This window comes from Streptomyces achromogenes subsp. achromogenes, from assembly GCF_000720835.1.
GTDB lineage: Bacteria > Actinomycetota > Actinomycetes > Streptomycetales > Streptomycetaceae > Streptomyces > Streptomyces achromogenes.
On record NZ_JODT01000002.1, the window covers coordinates 346,745 to 366,902 of the forward strand.

The 20,158-nt window shown below is 69.4% G+C and carries 14 protein-coding genes; 8 read left to right on the forward strand and 6 right to left on the reverse strand.

Annotated features, from left to right (window positions below; translation table 11 throughout):
• Window positions 1–50: 50 nt before the first annotated feature.
• The 4 genes from IH25_RS0103400 to IH25_RS38450 are packed head-to-tail and all read left to right on the forward strand — an operon-like array spanning window position 51 to window position 6,434.
• Entirely contained in the window at window positions 51–1,508 is a 1,458-nt protein-coding gene (locus IH25_RS0103400) for a site-specific integrase (protein WP_030602535.1), read from the forward strand.
• Entirely contained in the window at window positions 1,508–3,478 is a 1,971-nt protein-coding gene (locus IH25_RS0103405; RefSeq protein WP_030602538.1) for a hypothetical protein, read from the forward strand. Before IH25_RS0103400 ends, IH25_RS0103405 begins: the two co-directional genes overlap by 1 nt.
• Window positions 3,475–6,003, forward strand: a complete 2,529-nt coding sequence (locus tag IH25_RS38445; RefSeq protein ID WP_157846935.1) for a hypothetical protein — start codon at window positions 3,475–3,477, stop codon at window positions 6,001–6,003. Before IH25_RS0103405 ends, IH25_RS38445 begins: the two co-directional genes overlap by 4 nt.
• The gene (locus IH25_RS38450; RefSeq protein WP_051753738.1) at window positions 6,003–6,434 is read left to right on the forward strand and encodes a hypothetical protein; all 432 of its coding nucleotides are present in this window, start codon (window positions 6,003–6,005) and stop codon (window positions 6,432–6,434) included. Before IH25_RS38445 ends, IH25_RS38450 begins: the two co-directional genes overlap by 1 nt.
• A 37-nt stretch (window positions 6,435–6,471) precedes the next feature.
• On the opposite strand, the gene IH25_RS0103420 is transcribed toward IH25_RS38450, so the two are convergent.
• The 4 genes from IH25_RS0103420 to IH25_RS38455 all read right to left on the reverse strand — a co-directional run bounded on the left by IH25_RS0103420 (window position 6,472) and on the right by IH25_RS38455 (window position 9,201).
• Window positions 6,472–7,197 (reverse strand): restriction endonuclease, encoded by a 726-nt coding sequence (locus IH25_RS0103420; protein ID WP_030602547.1) that lies wholly within the window; start codon window positions 7,195–7,197, stop codon window positions 6,472–6,474.
• A 36-nt stretch (window positions 7,198–7,233) separates the two neighbouring features.
• A complete protein-coding gene (locus tag IH25_RS0103425) occupies window positions 7,234–7,914 on the reverse strand; it encodes a restriction endonuclease (protein WP_030602550.1) in 681 nt (226 codons plus the stop codon).
• Window positions 7,914–8,135, reverse strand: coding sequence for a hypothetical protein (locus IH25_RS0103430; RefSeq protein ID WP_245172679.1), 222 nt, complete (start codon window positions 8,133–8,135; stop codon window positions 7,914–7,916). The genes IH25_RS0103425 and IH25_RS0103430 overlap by 1 nt, the downstream gene beginning before the upstream one ends.
• Before the next feature lie 436 nt (window positions 8,136–8,571).
• Window positions 8,572–9,201 (reverse strand): hypothetical protein, encoded by a 630-nt coding sequence (locus IH25_RS38455; RefSeq protein WP_051753739.1) that lies wholly within the window; start codon window positions 9,199–9,201, stop codon window positions 8,572–8,574.
• A 658-nt stretch (window positions 9,202–9,859) separates the two neighbouring features.
• On the opposite strand from IH25_RS38455, the gene IH25_RS42060 reads away from it, so the two are divergent.
• From IH25_RS42060 to IH25_RS38465, 4 genes are all read left to right on the forward strand, one after another.
• Window positions 9,860–12,388, forward strand: a complete 2,529-nt coding sequence (locus tag IH25_RS42060) for a DUF6603 domain-containing protein (protein WP_030602560.1) — start codon at window positions 9,860–9,862, stop codon at window positions 12,386–12,388.
• Between the two features lie 118 nt (window positions 12,389–12,506).
• Window positions 12,507–14,783, forward strand: coding sequence for a hypothetical protein (locus IH25_RS37330; protein WP_030602564.1), 2,277 nt, complete (start codon window positions 12,507–12,509; stop codon window positions 14,781–14,783).
• Between the two features lie 53 nt (window positions 14,784–14,836).
• Entirely contained in the window at window positions 14,837–18,292 is a 3,456-nt protein-coding gene (locus tag IH25_RS42065) for a protein kinase family protein (protein ID WP_245172680.1), read from the forward strand.
• A 71-nt stretch (window positions 18,293–18,363) separates the two neighbouring features.
• Window positions 18,364–19,506 carry a hypothetical protein gene (locus IH25_RS38465; RefSeq protein WP_051753740.1) on the forward strand — a complete coding sequence of 381 codons (1,143 nt, stop codon included), beginning with the start codon at window positions 18,364–18,366 and terminating at the stop codon, window positions 19,504–19,506.
• Here the strand turns inward: IH25_RS38465 and IH25_RS41085 are convergent.
• Window positions 19,468–19,734: a hypothetical protein gene (locus tag IH25_RS41085; RefSeq protein ID WP_157846937.1), complete on the reverse strand. Its 267-nt coding sequence runs from the start codon at window positions 19,732–19,734 to the stop codon at window positions 19,468–19,470. The two genes, IH25_RS38465 and IH25_RS41085, sit on opposite strands and share 39 nt — an antisense overlap.
• A 230-nt stretch (window positions 19,735–19,964) precedes the next feature.
• Window positions 19,965–20,158, reverse strand: a 194-nt coding sequence (locus IH25_RS42070; RefSeq protein ID WP_342447325.1) for a cold shock domain-containing protein, incomplete at its 5' end; no start/stop codon positions are given.

Consider the following 20,158-nt stretch of genomic DNA (forward strand, 5'->3'; position numbering starts at 1 on the left):
AGCTGTTAGGTTCCACGCTCCTGGATGTCTTATGATCACGGTGGTGCGGGGTGGACTACTTCTTTGTGTCACGCAGCAAGGTGCGTCGCTTCTACGAGGCGCCTCCCGGCGTTGATCTTGACGCTTTCGCGTATGTGTCGCGGAAGGGTGCGTTGGAGGAGGGCACTCCGTTCTTCTTCGACTCGCAGATGCGTCCGGCGGAACCGTTGGTCTCGTTCTTTCTCGAGATGGCGAAGACGCTGAAGGCGAAGTCGTTGCAGGACTACACATACGACGCTCTCGACTTGGCCGACTTCCTGGAGACCGAACTCGACCCACCGGTCGATCTGTTGTCGGTGATTGAGGAAGACCTCCTGGCGTACCGGGAGGACTGCACAGAGCATCGCGAGTCGCCGGATGCGCCGGCGACCTGGAAGCGGCGCCGGGCCATGATCAATGGCTTCTACGGCTGGGCCGACGACGAGAAGCTGATCGACAAGCGTCCCTACTTCCGCCGTCGTAACGGCCGGGACGTGCTGTCCTGGGGTGCCACTACGCAGCTCGACGTGCGGCACCTGACCTGGCGGCAGTGGAACTTCCTCAAGCAGGTCGGACTGCGTGGCTATCTGCCCGACGGGCGCGTCGATCGCACGTTCCGCGGGCGCTCGCCGCTGCGCGATAGCGCAGCACCCGAACTGTCGATCACGACGGGCATGCGGTTGCAGGAGTTCAGCTGCTTGCTGGATATCGAAGTGGGGCCCCCGCGACGGGACGCCTCTCCTGCGGAGGTTCAGCTTCAGGCGATCGCGAAATTCGGCCTGCCTCGCGGGGTGATGATCCAGGATCCGACGCTGCGGGAGCTGGACATGTACCGGCGTACCGAGCGTGCGGCCCAGGTCCGGGCCGCGGCGAAGGCCCTGTGGAGACGCCGCGAGGAGCTCTTCATCGTCGATGACATCGACCTGCGGCGGATGAAGGTGAGCGGGAGGCTCGATGGTCGGCGCCGCACCTTCCGTGTCGAGACCATGAACGCAGACAAGCGCCGTCGTGCGGTCTTCGAAGGAGACCACGGGCTGGAGCCGATGGCGATGTTCGTCGGCCGCGGCGGACGAATGCCGACCCGTCAGCGCTGGGAGCAGATATTCGGTGCCGCGCATCTGCGCGCCGTGCGGCTGAGCGAGGAGCACAAGGTCGACATCGTTATGCCGCGCGAGGTCCGGATCCACGATACCCGGCACACCTTCGCCGTCTACATGCTGCGGCTGCTGACCAAGCTGATCCTCCAGGAAGAAGCCGAGGGGTACCTCGCCGGCCGGCACAGCGGCTACCTGACGGACCACATCTCGCGGAACCCCCTGCTGATACTGCAGGACCTATTGGGGCATCGCCGTCCACAATCGACCTTGCGATACCTCCGGTACATGCGTGACACCAACGTGCTGGTGGCGAAGGCGATCGCCGAGTGGAACAACAAGAACGCCACCTACGCCGACTACGCGGCCGCGATCGCCGAACAGAGGGTTGCCTGATGCCGCGCCGCGGCGAGCGCAAGCAGCGCGTGCGCAGCAGCGCCCCGAAGCCGCTCCCCAGCCGGGACCTTGAGTACGTCGGTATCCGGACCGTGACCTGGACGCGTGGGGGCGGAAAGTCCAGCCACTTCGTGAACCCGGCGAAGTACCAGTGCAGCACTCTGGCGGCCCAGCTGGCCGACGAGTGGATCACCTACACCCGTTCCATGGCCCTGGCCGACGGAGGCGCGACCCTGTCCCACGCCGTGCGGTCCTTCGCGAAGTTCGTCGACAAGCACCTGCCCCAGCTAGGTGTGGAGCCGGCAGATGCCCGCCTGGACGGGCACAAGGTTGATCTGGTCGAGGTCATCCATTTGTGGGAGGAAGACTTGCGTCAGCACCACGGGCTCCGCTCGAACTCCCCGTACGCGAAGACGAATGCCCTGTTGACGTTGATCGAGCAGCGTGCGCTGAAGGACACGAGGATGCCGGAGGCGCTACGGGTGCGTGCACAGGCCCCGCCCGCCTACCCGACGTTCCAGGGCGAGCCGCTGGACGAGTTCTCGAACGCGGAGCGGATCGCTCTGCGGGACGCGGCCCGTGACGCGGTCCGGGCGCTGGAGGCCCGCCTGGCGCGGGGCCGGGACTTGCTGGAGCAGGGAGTCGATCCCCGAGACGGCGGGTGGCACGAGCCGGCGAACCTGCTGTGGGCGGCGACCCACCCATGGCTGCTGACCGTGGAGATCCTCAAGCCGCAGTTCCGGCAGAACGTGCTGAGCTGGCCAGAGCCGGTGAAAGCCCTGCTCCCGACCGCGCCGGACGGCACGCTCCTCAAGCGCGGGTTCCGCTATCTCGTCGCCGAGTTGGGCCGTCTTCTGTTCCCGACCGAAATGGATCTGCAGGCATTTCGGGTGCTGCTGATGCTGGGCATGAGCGACACGAGCCCGGAAGAACTCCACTACCTCCAGCTAGGCGACATCGAGTTCACCGACGGCGGTGTCCGCCTCGTCCAGCGCAAGATGCGAGCCCACCGTGTCCGTGCCGACCTGCACCCGGACCCGGACCCGGACTCGGAGCCAGAGCATGAGGCGCCGGAGTTCGCCGGGGACGGTGCCTGGGACGTTCCGGGCCTGCTCCGGCGCCTGCTGGCCGCCACAGAACTGTCCCGGACGGCCTTCCCCGACGCCGACCCGTGGCTGTTCCTCGCGGTGGAACGACGGCGCCAGGGTGTCCTGGACGCCGAGTTCGCCGACTTCACCGACCGCGAGCGGCGCTTCGGCGGCTGGATCACTGCGCAGCGCGACGCGGCCGGGAAGGCGCTGAAGATCTCGGAGCCGCACGAGATCAGGCGGCTGCGCAAGACCGCGAAGGTCGTGCGCGCCGTCGCGCTCGGCGGCACCGTGAGCGACCTGGCCGGCGATGACCACCACGTGGAGGTCTACCGGCTGCACTACGCGCACGGCACGACCGCGCACATCTTGGCCGGCCGGTCGATCAACCGAGCCCAGAAGTGGGTTTTCGACCGCATGACCACACCCGCACGGCCGGTGCTCGTCACCGCCGAGGCCGAGCAGCACCTGGAGGAGCCCCAGGTCGCCGAGGACCTCGGCCTGGAGGCCGAGCAGGCCAAAGCACTGCGGACAGGAGAGCTGGACATGGGCCTGGTCAACTGCCGTAACCCCTGGGACTCGCCACACCGTAACGACGCCAAGGTCTGCCACGTCGCACCCGCGATGTGCATGCTGTGCCGCAACGCCGTCGTGTTCACCTCACAGATCCCGCGGCTCCTGCTGCTGTCCGATCAGATCGAGCACATGCGCGCCCGCCTCACCCCGCGCCAATGGCAGGCCCTGTGGGGGCGGCAGGCAGCTGCCTTGGCAGAGGTCTTCGAGGAGTGCGCCGACCTCATCCCCGCGGCCCGCCGCGAGATCGCCGAACTCGGCCTGCGCCTCGACCTCCCCCTGGGCATGAGGACGGAGTTCGACCGATGATGGCCCGCCCCGCACCCCAAGTGCTGGCGTCGTCGACCTTCCGCGACGACGAGAAGTGCTTCAGCTACGGCGGGTACCAACTCCTCGACGACGTCGTGGTGCCGCGGTTCGGCGATGCGCACCGGTGGCCGGCCGACTGCATCGGCCGGCCCGCCAGCAAGAAGCCCGGCGAGTGGCGCTTCGTCTTCCCCCTGGAAGACCCGCTGGCCAACCTGCAACTGCGCGAGTACTGCTTCGCCCTGCTGAACCCCTCCCACCCCGTCCTGCGGCAATCCCTGATCTTCCTGCCCGCCGTCCCGCTGTCCGTGACCACCATCCGCCCCTCGATGATGGAAATCAGAAAGATCATGAACTGGGGCCGCGAACAGGGACTGCCGGACGACCTTGGGCTGTGGGACCCGGAGAACTGGCACGACGAGATAGCCCACAAGGCGTCCCAGGTCGAAGGCGTCAAGACCGTCGCCTTCCATGTGACGGCCATCCGCCGCCTGCGCCAACTCGCCCCGGTCCTCACCGGAATCAGCGCCTTCGACGACCCCTGGGGCGACGAGCCCGCCTCGACCGTCGCCGCCAAGGCGTACGACGAGGAAGAACCCAGCCGCGACACCATCGCCACTCCCGCGATCCCGCCCGAGACCTGGTGGCCGCTGCTGCGCGGCGCCTGGACCTACATTCACACCCTCGCGCCAGACATCTTCCGCTGGCGCGACCACTTCGCCCAGCAGCAGGAAGCCCCCGCCGACCAGCCGCGCTCCACCAAGGCCCGGCCGGCGCGCCCTCAGGACACGGACGCCTTGCTGGAGAAGTGGCTCCGGACGCCGGGCAACGCGGTGCCCGTCCACGAGATGGCCTACCGCGACATCACAGCCGGCACCCCGATGTGGACCGCGCTCAGCAAGATGATCAGCGACGGCAGAACCATGAACATCTTCGCCGACAACCAGAGCGACCGGCCCCGCAAGCGGCGAGCCACCGTGCTGGCCGCCATCAGCGACGGCCGCGTCCAGACCGTCACGGCGAGTGTGGGCCGCGGCAAGGGCACCACCGCGCCCCGCTACATCGCACCGGGCACCAGCACGGGCGTCACCCGAGAGGAGCTGGACAACGACGTACGGCAGTGGCTCGCTGCCCCAGGCACCGTGGTGCCGGTGTACGCGGCCGACGAGCACGGGAGGGCTGGAGAGCCGATCTGGGGGATGGCCGCCCGCATAATCTGGGGACCCACCCCGCCCGGCGTCAACCGGCACCGGAACGGGAAGCGGTTCGACCGGCGCACCCGGCCAGGGGCGGCACGCGCCCGCCTGATCTCGCAGGCCGTGGCCGACGGGCGAGGAATTCCCGTCGATTCGCACCTGTGGGCTGGCTGGCGCGCCTACCCTCTTCAGAGCCCGGACGCCGCGCACATCCTGCGTTCGGACGGGACGTCGGCGCCGTGGCGTACACAGATCAGCGCCGTCGAGGTCGCCTTCGAACTGCACATGCTCCGAGCAGCGATCTACGTGTTCGTCGCGGCCTTGACCCTGATGCGTGACTCGGAGGTTCAAGAGATCCAGCGCGACGCCGTGCGGACACACTTCGGCTCCCCGGCCGTCCGCTCCCGCAAGACCAAGCTGGACCCCACGCGACCGGAACTGTACTGGTGGATCATCGAACCGGTCGGCGAGGCACTCGCGGTCCTCGAGCAGCTGTCCTGGCATCCCACCCACCTGTTCGCAACCCTGCGCCCGCCCACCGGCAAGCAGACCCACACGGAGCCCGGGATCTCCTCCGACGCCGAGATCGACTTCTTCATCAACGGCGTCAACACCATCGCCCACCGGCACGGCCTGGCCAAGATCCCGCCCTCGCACGTCCGCTCGCACATGTTCCGCAAGACCATGTCGCAGCTCGCCGGACGCGAACCGGACTCCGAGATCGCGCTCGGCCTGCAGCTCAAGCACGCCGCCCGTCGGGCCCTGGCCAACCGCACCACCCAAGCGTACGCGCAGATGGACGCGAGCTGGGCCAAAGAGTTCGACACCGAACTGCAGCAGGCCGCCGCCCGCAAGCTCGTGGACCTGCTCCGCGGCCGCCGTCAGGGCGAACGCGTCGCGGTCGGCCCCGGCGCCGCCCGTCTCCACGCCGGCCTCGACAAGGTCATCGACACCATCAACAACAACCCGCAGCTCCGCGCGCAGATCGCCGACGCGCGGGTCGAGGAGGCCCTGCTCGCCGACGAGTTCCCCAACCTGCACCTGGGCACCATCAACCACTGCATGTTCGACGCCCCGCAGGCCGAGTGCCAAGACGAGCTCCCCGAAGACCAGCGCGGACTGGCCCCACTGCTCGGCGCCTGCCAGCCGGCCCGCTGCCGCAACTCGACCATCACCCGCGCCCACGCCCCGTACTGGGTCGCCGAGGAGGACGACCTGACCGAGCGGTCCAAGGACCCTCGGTTGTCACCGCCGAGGCGAGAAGCGGTCTTCGTCCGACTTGCCGACGTCCAGCGCATCACCCGCGCACTCGAAGAGGAAGGCCGCGCCTGATGCCGGTATCCGCAGCATCCGCCGACAAACTGAGGGCGGCCATGGCCCGGCTGCTGGCCGGCGAGCCCGTGCACACCGACGGCGCCCTCACCAAGGAGAACCTCGCCCGCGAAGCCCAGGTCAGCCACGCGACCGTGCACCGTGCCGAAGACATCCTCGCCGAGTGGGACGCGAGGGTCGCCCGCCCCGTCCTTCGCACACCAGGCGAGGTCCAGCGCGACGAGACCATCGCCGAACTTCGCAAGAAGCTACGCGAGGCAAGGGAGCAGGCCGCACAGACTCAAGGCAAGCTCGACGCGCTCGCCACGGTGACGGCGAACCTCTACGCCGAGGACCTCACCCTGAAGAAGCGGCTCGGGCGCAAAGGCATCGCGGTGCTGTCCGCCCCGGAACGCGAGCAGCCCCACCCGCCACGTCCAGACGAGGCATGACTGCCGGCCCGGCAGCGAGATGGGGGCCGCTGCGAGGTCACTGGGTCGTGCTCGCAATGCCCAGGACGTCGTACAGGTGCTGGCCGTGGGCCCACCTCTTCAGTTCGGGGCGGCCCATGAGGATGAGATCGTGGTGCGCGGCGAAGTCGACCGCGGGCTGGGTGAAGCCGTTGAGGCCGATCATGATCGGGACGTCGGCTCCGTGGTGGAGGCGGGCCGTGCCGTTGAACTTCTGCACGTGCCCCGAGCCGACCGGATTCTTGTACTGCTTGCACTGCAAGATCAACAACCGGTCGTCGGAGTCGCGGGCGGTGACATCCACACCGAGGTCGCCGGCCCCTCCCACACGCCGTGTGCTGCGGAACCCGTCGCGGGCCAGGAGATCGGCGCACGCCTGCTCGAAGCCCGTCGCGCTCATCGCGGCGAGCTGCTTCATCTTGAAGGTCAGGACATCCGGACCGGGCGCTTCGCCCGGCCCAGCGGTGGAGGAGTAGTCCTCCTCGTCACCAACGTAGGCGTAGGTGCCTGCGCCGAACAGGAACGACAGCAGCCTCACCACGAGGATGAACGCGACCAGTGCCCCGACGGCAATGAGGGAGGTCCACCAGGGGTGATCGGCGATCAGCCCCCACAGGTCCACGGTGATCCACCGGCTGACGTCGTCGGTGAGCCACTCCCACACCATCTTGCCGATGGCCAGCGCAAGGACGGCATACAACAGGAACTTCAGCAGCGGGTCGAGTGACCCGTCTTCGTCGAACACCACACCTCCGAGACGTTGATGACGGGGGACGGCGGTTCAGGCGGCACGCCTGAACCGGGCACGGCGGGTGCGGGCGGACAGAGCCAGCAGCTCATGCAGTGCGGTGCCCTTCTCCGCCCAGCTCCGGAGCCTGTCCCGGTCGACCCAGTGGACGCCGTGCCGGTCGCCCCAGGCCATGGCGTCCCGGGTGAAGGTGCCGTTGGTGACGACGACGGCGTGATCGGCCCGGTGGGCCGGGCCGGCCGTCCCCTTCACCGCGTACATCACCGAAGACCCCACCTTTCCGCCGACGCGGGTGTGCTTGGCCTGGACGACAATCCGTCCACGGTGGGTGTGGTCACTGATGACGTCGGCGGCCTGATCACCGCTGCCGCCCACGCGGCGTGCCGGCCAGCCGTCGCGGATCAGGAGGTCTCGCAAGGCGTGCTCGAACTGCCGGTCGTCCATGGCGTCGAACTCGGCCAGGGTGATCCGCAGTGTGGCCAGCCGCTCGGCGTCAGACCGGCGGCGCTGCATGGTGCGTGCGATCTGCCAGGCCCCGATGGCCCCCGCCAGCAGGACGAGGGCCAGCAGGAACGGCCACGCGTCCTTGAGCGCTCGGACGGCTGCGGCGGCCATCTGGAACGCCAGGAACAGAACGGCCAGTGCCACGACAGCCGCCGACAGGACCTCGGGCAAGCCGCGTGGACGTCGAACCCGTAGCCGCTTGCGTCCCATCAACGTGCGGCCGGAGTGGAGATGGCCGGCTGCGGTTGCGCGGGCTGAGGCGTGGAGCCCGCTTCACCGAACCCGAACACCTGCCCCCATAACCAGACGCCGGCCAGCAGCCCGGCAATCATCCAGCCGCTCATCCGCTTCCCCCTGCCCGGCTTCGGGTTGCGGCGGATGTGCCCGCGTACGTAGTGGAACCCGTCCGGCACCTTCGCCATGGTGTCCATCCCCTCCCGTCGGTAGGCCGCGGTTGCAGCCCGTCCTCACATTGATTAGCAGCGGACACCGACAGAAACTGATGGATCATCACGGGATCGAGGCGGGTCAGGCCGCCATCAAGCCAAGCCACGTCGCACCGTCCTGCGGTCCCACTGGCGGGAAGCGCGGGCTGCTGACCTCGGCAGACGGACCTTGCCGGTCCCAGTGCGGCCACCGCTGGACCGCCCAATCCAGCGCTGCGAGGTTCACTGACCGGGTACCGCTCACCTGCGAAACACGGTCGTGCTCAACTCAGGCGGTACCACGACGGTGAATGGCGAAAAGAAGCGGGAGCGCAGTCATCGCCGTTGTGCGCCGGTGCCGCCCCTCAGCGCTGCGGCTTCACTGCCCTCTGAACTGCGCCGTTGCGTGTGAACGGCGCCTACCCGGACATGAGACTCAGAGCTACCGGGAGGACAAGGGCGGCGCGGTCAGCCACATCTCCACCTCGGCGGCCGGCACCGGGACCGGACCGTACGGCGCGAGGGCCGCGGCGATGGCTTCGGCGAGCTCGTCGAAGCTCGCTGCCGTATGCCGGGGCGGGGTGATCCAGATCCGCGGCTCCGCATCGGCGCCGTCCTGGTTGAGGATGAGCTGCGCGTACAGGTGCTGGTGTCCGCCAGGGCCCTGCTCGTACCCCCAGGTGCTGTACTTCTCCCAGCCCGGCAGCCAGAACGGGTGCGGTCCGCCTCGCGTCAGGTCCGGCGTTGCCGGTCGCGGCGTCGCGGCCCGGGTGTAGGAGGGCCCGTAGACGATCTCCCAGCTTCCGTCGGTGTGCTCGAGGACGTCCATCCTCGCGTGCTCCTTGAGCCCGCGTAGCTGCTGGCGGAACGCATCCGGATCGAGCACGGCCTGGGCTGCGAGGGCGGAGATGTCGGAGTCCTGAAGGTGCAGGCCCATGACCTCGGGGACGTCTTCCGGACGGTACGGGTCGCCGGGCGCGTGGGTGCGTTCGGCCAGAACGACCAGAACCCGGCGGGCGGTCTCATCGGCGATGCCGAGACTGTGCACGTAGGCGGTGGCATGCCTGCTCATGCGGGCGGTCCTCCCCTGATCGGGACGCGGCGGAGCCACTCTCATCACGCTAACCGGCGTCAGAGCCGCCTTCGTGGCGTTATGGATCAGCTGGCCGAAAAGGCACCAACTGGCCCTTCACCATGCTGGTTTACGCCCCACGGCAGGGTGACGCCGGCAGGACGGAGGCCGCCGCAGCACAATCCAACAGGCCGGGTGCTCAACCGGTATGCGCCGGTGGAGGCTGCCGTGTTGTTTGCGCCGCTACCGGCGAATCCGGCCGGGGACTGAGAACCTGATGGAGCGTACTGGTTCCTGTACGGCCCAGGCGCGAGAGTCAGCGGCCGACCCACCGGGGTGGCTTGTTCCGGTCTCGCACGTCGGCGCTGGGACGCCCACCGGCTTTGCTCGGTGGATCGCCGTCTCAGAGGTCTTGCAGAGCGGGTAGAAACGCTTCTGCACACACGCGGCGCAGCCCGTGAAGCGTCTGTCTGCGTACGCGTTCGCGAATTTCCTTTAAGCCAACCTCATTACTCAAAGTGGTTGTTCGTGTTCATTGTGTGCCCGGCCCGGCTAGGCTCGTCGGAGCGGACACGCCAGCCCGTTGCCGGTAGCAGGGGGTGCTTCCGCCTTCCCCTTTTTCTCACGAGTCGAGGGCGGGATCGCTGTGACAACACGCGTGGACGACATCCGGAAGCTTCTCGAGCGGGCGGCGGGCGGGACGGTTGAGATCCCGGCGTCCGTGTTCGCCGACCCGGAAGCCGCAGCGCTCGTCTTTCCGGGCGGCACCGTGCGGATCGACGGCGCGGTGCGCGGTGCGCGGGCCCTGTCGGTGGGCGGGCAGGCCACGATCACCGCGTCCTCGGCCCCGGTGGACGTCGCGTTCACCGCCGACGGTGAGTGGGTGACGGGAACGGTGGCCGTGGTCGATCTCGGCGAGGGCCACACTCTGGTCCTCGTCGACGGCGCTCCGGACGGTACGGATCTGTCTGCCGGGGCCTGGGCGCTGGCAGACGGCCGGGTGCTGCGGTTGACCCGGCGCACGCCGACGCCTCCGGCAGACCCCGAGCGTCTCGACGGCCTGGGCCGGCCTCTGCCCGCCGTGCGGCACCGCGGCGCCGCCAGCGATCACACCCCCCGCGCGCTGGTGACCGAGCATGGAATCCTCATTCCCCGCCCGGGGCCGCGGCGCCGAAAGGGGATGCAGGTCTTGGAGGCGCCGTCGGTGCGCGGCTGGTCGCCGATCGGCACCCCAGGAGGTGACAACGGGCTGAGCGTCGACTACTACAACCCACCGCTGCGGATCGCCGGAGCGCTGACCGCGCTGACTTACCCCGAGGGCTACGACGCGGTGGTCGGCGGAGTGCTGCTGGTGGACACCGGCGCGTTCAACGGCTCCGCAATGGGCGCCTACGTCGTCCCGAGCAGCGGTACGGATCCGTCGCTGTTCGCCTACGGTTCCCTCGGCAGCCAGGTCGGCTTCGGCCCGCCGCTGTTCCAGGTGCGCGGCATCTCGGCCGGGTTCGGCTGGAACAGCCGGGTGCGGGTGCCGGCGGCCGACGCGCTGGACGACTTCCCGTTCCTCGTCGCGCTCGACAACCCCGGGGCGATCGGCGCCGACGACGAGGAGGTCAATCCGGTCGAGGTACTCGGGGCGCTGATCGGCGGCTCAAATCCGTGGGTGCGGCCGCAGGAGGGTGACCTGTGGTTCGCGGCGGGCCTGGCCTTCGACTGCTTCGAGACGTTCAGCGGCCGCGCCCTGGCGCTGGTGCAGACCGGCTCCGACCTGACGATCAGCCTGCTCGGTGCGGCCGGGATGCAGCTGCCCACCAAGAGCGACAAGAAGATCGCCCGGGTGGAGATCGGCATCGAGGCGACGTTGCGTCCGACGGCCGGGGAGCTGAGCATCGGCGCGGCGTTCACCGAGAAGACGTTCCTCATCGACCCGAACTGCAAGCTGCGCGGCGGCGTCGGCATGAAGTTCTGGTTCGGCAACCACGACAACGCCGGTGACTTCGCATTCATGCTCGGCGCGATCCCCGCGGGCCGTGAATTGCCTGCCCGCTACCCCCGTCAGCAGCCTGCCGGCCTGACCTGGGGCGTCGGGTCGACCGTCAGCATCACTGGCAACGCCTACGCGGCGTTCACCCCCAAGTCGCTGATGGCGGGTGGCTCCCTGGACGTCGTCTTCCAGTCGGGCATGCTGCGCGCCTGGCTCACTGCCCGGGTGGACGCCCTGCTGGAGTGGAACCCCTTCTACTTCGACGTCGGCATGGGCATCCGGGTCGGGGTCTCGGCGACCATCAAGGTCTGGTTCGTCAAGATCAGGATCTCGGTCGAGGTCGGCGTCAGCGTCCGGATCTGGGGCCCCGCGGTCGGCGGCGAGGCCACCGTCCACCTGTGGTTCATCTCCTTCACCATCGGCTTCGGCGCCAGCCGCCGCAACCACACCCCGGCGCTGGACTGGGGCGGGTTCCAGGGCATGCTCCCGCCGCCGGAGAACATGGTCCGCACCACGGCGATCGCCGGCTACACCGGCGAGGGCACCCCGGCCACCCGCGGCGATGTCAAGCCGTGGCTGGTCAGCAACGGCGGCTTCACCTTCACCGCCGACACCCAGGCCCCGGTCAGCAAGGTCTACCTGAATCAGGGCGCTGACACTGTCGAGGCCGCCTCCGGCACGACGGTGGACATCCTGCCCATGCACGTGCGGGGCAAGGGCAGCGAGCTGCGCATCTGGCTCACCTACAACGGCCAGGCCGCCACGTTGGCGCGCTGGGGCCGCTCCGTCCAGCGTGGCAACGTGCCCAACGGCCTGTGGGGCCAGAAGCCTGACGCGCCGAACGACGGGATCATCCCCAACCAGATCCTCGGGATCCGCCTGACCTCACCGCCGGTCGACCACGGCACCTCCACCGGCTTCCTCGACGAGAAGGCCATCTCCTTCGACCCGATCAACCCCGACGGCAACCAGCCGCTCTCCGCAGAGCCCGCCACGGGCCCGGTCCCGACCCGCCCCGGTGGCGTCATCGCCGCTATCCAGGACGGCATCGACACCCTCGCCACCCGCGACAACCGGGCCGCCCTGGCCAAGGCGCTCACCGGCCTCGGTGCGAACCTCGGCACTCCCGACACCAACCTGAGCGCGTACGCCCGGGCTGCGGGCACCGCCTTCACCGCCGAACCGATGCTGATCGCGGCCGGCTGACCCCGCGCGCCACCGCAGGCCGCCCGGGCCGTGCCCCGGGCCGGTCCGCGAGGCCGTGCGCCCCGCGTCCGCGCCCCGCCCTCACCCGCCCGCCGCGTCCTGTCGAAAGGCACGCTCCGTGACCACCACGTCCGAACCCGCCCACCAGCCGCGCACCAGCACGCCGGAAGCCCAGCACCGCACGCGGTTCTTCGACCATCGCATCCCCTCTCTCTATGCGGGCCGGTACCGGATCGACAACCGTCAGGTCCTCAGGGACGTCGGCGGCAGCGACCGGACCATCGATGCCAGCCCGCAGCCCTTCGACGTCGTCCAGCCGCGCTTCAGCTTCGACCCGACCGGCATCAACGCGCAGTTCCCCGTGCCGGACGCGGTGGGCACCTACAGCCAGACTCTCGCCCACATCAACCTCGACGCCCCCGGCCTGCCGTGGGCCCGCCTGCTCGGTGACGGCCAGCCGGGCGCCGTGCCGTGGATGGCCCTCCTGCTGTTCCGGGAGGACGAACTGCCCGAGGACGAGGAGGCGGTCGGCCTCGTCATCGCCAAAAGCGTGCGCGAGCTCCTCGACGGCTCGCATGGTCCCGGTGCGGTGCCGGTCATCGACCCGGAGAGCATGCGCCCCGAGGAGTACGACGAGCAGTGCGCCTCCGTCCTCGTTCCGGCCGCGTTGTTCGACGCGGTGAAACCGCTGCCGGGGGAGATGGGTTACCTCGCGCACCTGCGCGAGGGCGGGCGCCCCGACGCCGACCACACCCGCGCCGGCACGGACCCCGAGCCGGACGAGGGCGAACTCAACGCCGTCCTCGTCGCCAACCGCTTTCCCGCAGCCACCGGCGGGCGTCACGTCGTTCACCTCGTTTCCCTGGAAGGCCACGACCGGCACCTGACCGGACCGGCGCCCACCGACGGCGTACGTCTGGTCTCCCTCGCCTCCTGGTCCTTCACCACGGAACCCGACTCCGGCGTCGGCTTCGGCGACCTCGCACAGCACCTGGCCGCCACCGACGACGGCACCGGCGACGAGCCCATCCCGCGTCCCGCGGACGAGCTGCGCCTACGGGTTCCGACCACGGCACCGGCCAACCCCGCCGGAGCGCAGAAGGAAGCCGTGGACCGGATGGCGTCCGGGGCCGTGGCCCTGCCGCAGCGCCTGGAGACCGGCGAGCGCACACTCGCCTTCTACCGCGGCCCGCTCACCGCACAGCCCGCCCAGGACCTGCCCGACCCGGCCGCCGGCCCCGAAGGCCGCCTGGACTCACCCGGCGAGGCGCTGATCTACCTGCAGCGCTACGGCGTGTTCGACACCGCCTACGCCGCAGCGTTCAACACCGGCCGCACCCTCGCCCTCGCCGACGCCGAATTCCGCAACGCCCTCATGGAGTTCCGCTCCGCGGCACGCTCCGCGGCTCGGCGTCTGGCCTCCCACCCGCAGCTCGCCCACGCCGCCGCGAGCACACTGAGCGGCCGGCACCTGACCGCGCCGCTCGCGTTCGAGGCATTCGACCGTCTCCTCACTGACGGCGACACCCGCTCCGGCGGCGCCCGCCTCAACCAGGCCCTCGACCAGGCCGGCCCCCAGCTGCGCGCCGGCCGCCGCCGCACGGCGGCCCGCACCCGCCGCATCGTCGGCGACGCGCGTGCCGTCCTCGCCCAGCCTGACCTCGCCGGCCTGCTCACCCAGGCCGCCCCGGACGACTTCAAGAAGGTCACCGACTGGCTGGAGGCGCTGCGCCGCCTGGAACTGCTGAGCCTCTCCCACCTGGTCCCCGACCCCCGCGCGCTGCCGGCCGAGAGCATCCGCTTCGCCTACGTGGATCCCGCGTGGGTGCGGGCCGCGGTGGACGGGGCGCTGAGCGTTGGAGTCGGCCACGCCCTGGACGCCGACCTCAACGCTCTGGCGACCGGCGGCGGTCCGGTGCCGAAGTGTGCTGTGCTCGTCAACTCCAGCCTGGTGGAGAACTGGCCCAAAACGATCGTTACCGCCTACAAGGGCACCGGAGTCGTCGAACCCCTGCGCGAGGCCGTCTTCGGCACTCAGATCCGCCTGGCGCTCTTCCCCGAGGTCATCGACCGCTTCGAGCTTGCCGAGCCCCCTCGGGGTCTGTGCTTCGGCATCGGTGACCGCGGCACCATCGAGCTCCGCGAGATCACCGGAGACCGCATCGGGCACCCCATGGGCGAGTTCCCTCCACCACCGCCTGCCGACGACAGCCGCTTCCGGCGCTTCCTGCGCCCGGGCGGGAAGGATGTCCTCAATGTCGACGGTACCGGTGACGCCCTGGTGCCCGCTCTGTCCAGCGCGCACGGGCTCACCGGTGGGCAGCGGATCTCCTCCGCGCAGTTCGCCCTGCAGATGATCAACGCGCCGCAGGCCCAGACCTTCTCCCGGCCCTGACTCCACGTCCCCGCGCTGCATTGCCAATGCGCTGACCGAAAGGACCTCGGGCCATGTCCGTGGACACCACCCTCATCGTGCCGGTCGAAGTGGCGGCCCTCGCCGTGAACAGGGCCACCCGCGACACCGGCACCCACGTGTTCCACCGCTGGATCACCAACTTCAAAGACGTCGGCCAGGGCGTCCCGGCCGAGCCCGCCCCGTTCTCCAGCCCCGAGGAATGGACCGGCCGCGAGGACCGCCTCGGTGTCTACCTGCAGTGGGAGCTTCCCGCCGCTCTCACCCGCGGCCGCCACGACGAGGAGGAAGGCGTCGGCGACTTCCCGCTGGTGCCCAACCGGTGGCTCGTCGTACGCCACGCCGACAGCACCCGGGGGCTCAAGGCGTGGGTCGTCGAGAGCGACTACCTCGACCCGATGGACGGCACCGTCTCCTTCCAGGACCCCGACAGCGAAGAACCCTCTGCGACCCTGATCGGCAAGTGCCACGAACTCACCGGCCCCTGGCACGAGCCCACCGACCGGCGCGAGCCGTTCCTCACCGCGATCGGCCCCGGCCTGCCGACCTTCTCAGTTTTCCAGCCCTACAACACCAACGTCTTCTCCCTCCACGACACCCTCCTGGACACCCCCGAGGGGGAACTGCCCTCGCGGGAGCGGCTGAGCTACTTCGTCGCCGGCTGGTACGCCCAGCCGGACCGCGACATCCTCGCCGGTACCGACGACCTGGCCGCGCTGCTGGAGCGCCTGCAGTGGCGGTCGCCGGTCGGTTCCGGCAGCGGCATCCGCTCCTCCGTCTACTCCGGCACGGTCCTGGGCGTGGACTGGGACCTGACCGGCCCCGTCCCCGACTCGCCCTGCCCGCAGCCGGCCGACGTCACCGTGATCGTGTCCAACAGCATCGCCGAAGCCGTCGGCGAACTCGGCGTCCGGGCCGACGGCCAAGGAGCGCTGTCTGCGGATGAGGCCGACCTTTTCCGGGCCTTCCTCCTGGGAGGCATCGATGCCCTGGAGGAGAGTGACCGGCCCGAGGCCGACATTCTCATCGACCGCCGCGCCCACGACAGCGCCTTCGGTCCGGTCGCCGGCGGGTACCGCTGGTTCATCGGTGAACGTGGCGAGGAGACCGGCCGCACCATCTCCCGCGCGGCCCGGGCGGCGGAGGCCGATACCGTCGCCGACCTCAACCGCCGCCAAGCCGCGCATGACGCCACCGAAGCCGAACTCGACGCCGCCCGCGAACGCCTCTACCACCTGTGGTGGCTCAGCCGCCTGGAACGCCGGTCGGACGAGTTCAATGCCCGTATCGACGCCGAACTCGATGCCGGCAACGCGGACGGCGCGGCCGGCCGTGTCGTCGCCCTCGCCCGCGACCTGGCCGCACAGCGTGCCGAGTTGCCCTGGGGCAAGAGCGAGAAGGACCTGTCCGCGCGTATCGACGCCGTGTACCCGGCCTACGGCGCCCGGGCCGCCCGCCGCCTGATCCGCGTCCCGGCCGAGGACTTCGAGTACAGCGCCGACCCGGTGCTCACCCTGGAGGGCGCCAACCTCCACGCCCCTCTCAGCCGCGACACCGCGCTGCCGTGCCGCACCCCCGAACGCCTGGTCACCGGCGCTTCCGGCATCACCACCGCCGACGTCGCGGCGACCGCGGCTCAGATCAACCTCACCGGCCAGCAGCCGGCCTGCTTCCCCGCGCTGCTCAGCGAGTTCCTCATCCTCGACCGCGCCCTGCGCAGCGGCGCGATCCGGGACGTCACCGGGATGCTGCCCGAGTACGGCACAAGACCGTGGGCGATGCCCTGGCAGCCGCTGTTCCTGCTGTGGAAGGCCGAGTACTTCCCCCTGCCGTTCCGTGACGGTGACACGGCGCACTGGGACTTCATCGACGGTTCCCGCTACCAGTGGAAAGGCACCGGAGAGCCCGGCACGCCGCTCGTCGTCTCCGGCCGCCAGATGCTCGCCCCCACCGCCGGTCACATCATCGACGGCACCCTGCAGACCTACGCCCGCGTCCGCGACCAGCTGCCCGCCGACGCCGTGCTGCGTGTCCGTTCCCAGGCCCGGAATGCGAACTACCTCTCCCAAACCCTCGACGGGTTCGGCGCCGCGATCGCCCAACGCCAACCCCTGGCCGGCCTCCAGCCATCCGGCGACTTCGCCGACCTGATCGGCAACGGCGACTACCCCCCGCCCGACCCCGGGCCGCTGAAGGCCAACGACTGGGACCCCGACCCCGTCTCCACCTTCCAGGACCTGCGCGCCGGCCAGCTCGCCTTCCTCGACGTCGCGGTCGTCGACCGCTTCGGGCGCTCCGTCAACCTCATCGCGGCCGACCCCACCAGCTTCCACCCCGAGATGCCGGACACCATGCGCCCGGCCCACCCTGTCAGCGACGACACCCCCGAGCGGCTGGTCGAGCTGGGACCGCGCCTGCTCCAGCCGGCCCGCCTGCGCTTCGACTTCCTCGCCGCCACCACCGACGAGGACACCGACCTGACGCCGGGTACCAATCCCGTCTGCGCCTGGCTGCTGCACAACCGCCTCGACCAGTCCCTCGTCGTCTATGCACCCGACGGCGCCACGCTCGGCGAACTGCGCGTCATCCTGAACGCCGCCGGTCAGCGGAAGGTCGAGTGGACGCCCCTGCCCGGCTCCGACATGACCCGCTTCGAGGAACTGGAGGCATTCAGCCGGCACACCTACCGGCTGCTGAACGCGGTCAAGACCCGCGGCGAGCAGACCTTCGACGCCTTCCGCGCCACCCTCGACCGCACCCTGGAGACCATCGACCCGGACGGCCCGGCCGACCCCGGCCTCGGCTTCCTCCTCGGCCGACCCCTCGCGCTGGTCCGCACCCGCCTCACCATGAACCTCCGCGGCCCCCTGCGCACCGACGTCAGCTGGCACAACCTCTTCGAACCCACCCTCTCCCAGTTGCCCGGCTACCCGTGGTCGATCCGTCTCGGCGAGGCGCAGCAGAGCGACGACGGCCTGGTCGGCTATGTCCTCGACAACGACTACGAGCACTTCGAGACGGTCATCGACCCGGCCCCCGGTGCCGGAGAGTATCTGCGACCCATCGGCGACAAGCCCAGGCTCGAGCTGGACTTCGGTGAGAACAGCACCGCGGTCACCACCGTGCTGCTCGACCCACGAGCGGCCGTGCACGCCACCACCGACATCCTGGCCACCAAGAAGGTGTTCGTCCCGCAGGAGTTCACCGACCAAGCGATCACCCGCATGAGCGTGAACTTCCGCACCGGACCCCTCCTGGCCGCCACCACCGCCCTGCGCGGCCCCCAGGGCGAGAGCGAGGAGACCGTCCTCATGCCGGCCCCAGCCGGCGTCCTCGGCACCTGGACCTGGTCGGAGAACCGTGGCGGTGAATGGGAGAAGCTGCCGATCCTCACCCAGGACCAGTACGACCTGCCCCTGGCCGAACCCGAGATCCGCTCCGGGTTCCTCACCCTCGACGACGCCGCCGCCCATACCCGCGCCGACCACTGAGACGACAACCCCGATGCCACCGCGCCGTCCCTTCCCGGGGCAGCGCGCCCGCGAATCTGAAGGAGCGCTCTATGACCGTCGTGATCCAGACCCAGGATGCTGACACCACCGCGGCCAACGACCCGTTGCTGTCGTACACCCTCTCCACCACCCCGAGTCCGCTGAAGGCGTCGCCCGAGAATCCGCAGGCTCCCGAGGAGATCGGGGAGATCGTGATCTCGGTCGCCCGGCAGAGCGGCACCCCGGCCGACGTCGAGTGGATCAGGGTAAAGGTCCCGGCCGGGACGATGGCACCCGACCTCGCCACCGACCTGACCAAGATCAGCCCCCGGATTAGCCTCACCGGCTGGACCGTACGCCTGGACGCTACGGCCAAGGAGTTCGTCTGCACGCCCACCGGCAGCCACGCACCCATCGGCCCGGACACCGGATTCACCATCCAGCTGTCCGACATCCCCATCAGCCGCAAGGTCGGCACCGCCCCGATCACCGTCACCGAACGCTCCCGCACCGGAGGCGCCGCCTTCCAAAACCGGCCCAGCGTCTTCAACCTCGGCAAATTCCCCGCCGACTTCTACCTGCGCAACTTCCTGTGCCAACCCTCGATCATCCCCAACGGCGGCGACGTCCTCCTCACCTGGGAACGCTCCGCCAACGCCACCTACGAACTTCTCTACGGCGACGTCAACCGCGACGTCACCAACCGCACCAGACTCCCCCTCGAAGGCATCAAATCCGACACCACCTTCTACCTCCGCGCCACCACCGGCGACCCCACCAACCCCGTCATCCGCATCCTCTCCGCCCAGGTCAGTGTCATCAAGCCCGACCTCGACATCGGCAACCTCACCGTCCACGGAGACACCGTCCTCAACGGAACACTCACCTCCAATGGGCCCGTTGATAGCCCGACGGCGATCGGCGACTTCAACGCTGGAATTTCGTCGAGGTACCACACGGCCGAGTGCTACGGAATGCTTTTTGTGGCTGGGTTCAATAACACCAGGGTCGGGTCGGGAATTCAATTCTTTCCGACACTCAAGGCGAATGGGGTGGAGGTGAAGACCACCGTCGACCCCATGGATCAGGGGAGCGTATCACTCCTGCTCCGGAAAGGTGAAAGGGCGGAAATTTTCGCCAGCTGGAGGGGGAGCACCGGAGCCCCTGAGGGGCTTTCAGGAAGTATCTATTGGATTCCCCTTGGCATCGGATGAGAACTCGCTAGCAGTCCGGCGGGACTCTGCCGCGGCGACAACTGGCAGAACCTGCCGATCCTCAGCCAGGAACAAACCGGCCTGCCGCTTGCCGCAACCCGAGATCCGCTCCGGCTTCCTGCCTCTCGACAACGCCATGTCACCGCTGACGCCCATGATCACATCGGCCCGTATCGCCCGCTGCTTGCTCTCGTCCTTGGGCTGGGTAAGGACCCAGATCGTCGCCATCGTCCCCTCCTGGTGATCGACTTGCCCAGGCCCATGGCCACGGCCACATCCGGCCCCGCGGCTGGGCCGGGGCTGGCCTATCGGCGCGGATGCATGCAGGTCCTTCGAGGCCGCGGCCAAAGGGGGATCAGTCATACAGGCACCGCAACGGAGCGACTTGCGCACAATCGACCGAGTGGCTGAAAGTCGATCAGGAGCGGGCGAAGTCAGCTGCCGAGGGGTGTGTGGGCTCAGGCGGGGGTGATGTTCTCTGCCTGGGGGCCCTTCTGGCCCTGGGTGACGTCGAAGTTCACCTTCTGGCCTTCCTGGAGCTCACGGAAACCGGTGTCGGCGTACAAGCGAACGTGCACCACCTCGTACGGATGAAAGTGCACCATTCCTGATGCGGTGACGGGGTACCGACCGTGAGTCTGCTGCTGTCGTT